General features: G+C 71.4%; 2 protein-coding genes. Both read right to left on the reverse strand.

Annotation, left to right across the window (positions count from 1 at the left end; all coding sequences use genetic code 11):
- On the reverse strand, positions 1-924 hold a 924-nt coding region (locus IH13_RS0109800; RefSeq protein ID WP_234433260.1), incomplete at its 3' end, for an LCP family protein.
- 299 nt (positions 925-1,223) lie between these two features.
- Positions 1,224-2,611, reverse strand: a 1,388-nt coding sequence (gene rho / locus IH13_RS0109805) for a transcription termination factor Rho (RefSeq protein WP_031082941.1), incomplete at its 5' end; no start/stop codon positions are given.

Here is a 2,611-nt window from a genome sequence, read left to right on the forward strand (position 1 = left end):
CTCCTGCGGCAGCACCCGGTCGGGGTCGGCCGGGTCGTACTCCACGGGCAGGGTCACCATGTCGACGTTCTCGGGGCCGAGGCCCTTGAGGCCCCGGGCGAAGCCGGCGAGCTTCTTGACGGAACCCAGCCCGGAGTCGGTGGTGAGGGCCTTGGTGGCGGTGTCGGCGAGCCCGAAGAGGCTCTTCGGGCCGGAGAACACCCCGACGCCCTTCGCCTGGACCATCAGCGCCTTGACGAAGGCCTGCTGGAGCTGGATCCGGCCCAGGTCGCTGCCGTCGCCCACGCTCTTGCGGGTGCGGACGAGTCCGAGTGACTGCTCCCCCGACAGGGTGTGGGTCCCGGGCGCCAGACGCAGGTGGCTGTGGGAGTCGTCGATCGGCTGGGTGGTGGTGATCTCGACCCCGCCGAGCTCGTCGACGATCTTCTTGAAGCCGGTGAAGTCGACCTCGACGTAATGGTCCATGCGGATGCCCGACATCGACTCGACGGTCTTCACCGCGCAGGCGGGCCCGCCGACCTCGTACGCCGTGTTGAACATCGCCTTCCGTTCGGCGCCGACCTGTTCGCCGGTCGTGTCGCTGGTGCAGGCGGGCCGGTCCACGAGGGTGTCCCGGGGGACGGAGACCACATCCGCGGAGGTGTGCCCCTTGTCGACGTGGACGACCATCGCGGTGTCCGAACGCGCGGCGCCCTCGTCGGCGCCGTACGCGGAGTTGGCGCCGGAGCGGGAGTCCGAGCCCAGCACGAGGATGTCCTCTGCGCCGTCGTCCGCGTCGTCCGGGCGGTCGGCGCCGAGCGCGGCGTCGATGTCGACGGCCCGGATGTTGCCGTCGAGCGTGAGGTAGGCGTAGCCGAGCCCGGTTCCTCCGGCGACCACCACGGCGGCCGCGGCCCACAGCCTGTCCCCCCGCCTGGTCCACAGGCAGGGTCCGGCGCCGCTTGGGCACGGCGCCGGAGCAGCCGGCAGCCTCGCACAGCGGGCTGTGGCCCCCGTCCGGTCACGGAGGACGCGGGGAGCACGGCTGGAGGGCCGGGGAATACGACCCCACCTGCGCTTTCCCGCCCGGGGCGGCCGCCGTGCGGACCGCGGCCGCGCCGTCGCGGGTGTGGCCAAGGTCTCGGCCCCGCCGCGGTACCGGTACCGGACCCGGGGGGCGGACAGCGCACTGCCCCCGCCACGGGTGTGACGGGGGCAGTGCGTGGATGACCGCTGGGAGGACGTCAGTCGTTGCCGTTGCCCGGCGCCGGCGTCGTCTTCTGGATCTGGAGCAGGAACTCCGCGTTGGACTGCGTCTTCTTCATGCGGTCCAGGAGCAGCTCGATCGCCTGCTGCTGGTCGAGCGCGTGGAGCACCCGGCGCAGCTTCCAGACGATGGCCAGTTCGTCGCTGCCGAGCAGGATCTCTTCCTTGCGGGTGCTGGACGCGTCGACGTCCACCGCCGGGAAGATGCGCTTGTCCGAGAGCTTCCGGTCGAGCTTGAGCTCCATGTTGCCGGTGCCCTTGAACTCCTCGAAGATCACCTCGTCCATGCGCGAGCCGGTCTCGACGAGCGCGGTGGCCAGGATGGTCAGCGAGCCGCCGTCCTCGATGTTGCGCGCGGCACCGAAGAAGCGCTTCGGCGGGTACAGCGCGGTGGAGTCGACACCACCGGACAGGATGCGGCCGGAGGCCGGTGCCGCGAGGTTGTACGCGCGGCCCAGACGGGTGATCGAGTCCAGCAGGACGACGACGTCGTGGCCCAGCTCCACCAGGCGCTTGGCACGCTCGATGGCGAGCTCGGCGACGGTGGTGTGGTCCTCGGCGGGACGGTCGAAGGTCGAGGAGATGACCTCGCCCTTCACCGACCGCTGCATGTCGGTGACCTCTTCCGGACGCTCGTCGACCAGGACGACCATCAGGTGGCACTCGGGGCTGTTGACCGTGATCGCGTTGGCGATGGCCTGCAGGATCATGGTCTTACCGGTCTTCGGCGGGGCCACGATCAGCCCGCGCTGGCCCTTGCCGATCGGGGCGACCAGGTCGATGATCCGGGTGGTCAGGACGTTGGAGTCGGTCTCCAGACGGAGCCTGTCCTGCGGGTAGAGCGGGGTCAGCTTCTGGAACTCGGGGCGGCCCCGGCCGCTCTCCGGCGCCATGCCGTTCACCGAGTCGAGGCGGACCAGCGCGTTGAACTTCTCGCGCCGCTCGCCGTCCTTGGGCTGGCGCACCGCACCGGTGACGTGGTCGCCCTTGCGCAGGCCGTTCTTGCGGACCTGGGCCAGCGAGACGTACACGTCGTTCGGGCCGGGCAGGTAGCCGGAGGTCCGGATGAAGGCGTAGTTGTCGAGGATGTCGAGGATGCCCGCGACGGGGATCAGGACGTCGTCGTCGGCGACCTGGACGTCGGTCGCGAAGTCGTCGCGGCCACGACGGCCACGGCGGTCGCGGTAACGGCCCCGGCGACCGCGACGGCCGCCCTCGTCGTCGTATCCGTCGTCGTGCTGGCCGCCGCCACCCTGCTGCTGGCCCTGGCCGCCGCCCTGCTGCTGGCCCTGGCGGCGTCCGCCGCCCTGCTGCTGGCCCTGGTCGTCGCCCTTGCCGCGGCGGTCGCGCTGGCGGTCGCGGCGGT

The organism is Streptomyces sp. NRRL WC-3549 (genome assembly GCF_000721935.1).
GTDB lineage: Bacteria > Actinomycetota > Actinomycetes > Streptomycetales > Streptomycetaceae > Streptomyces.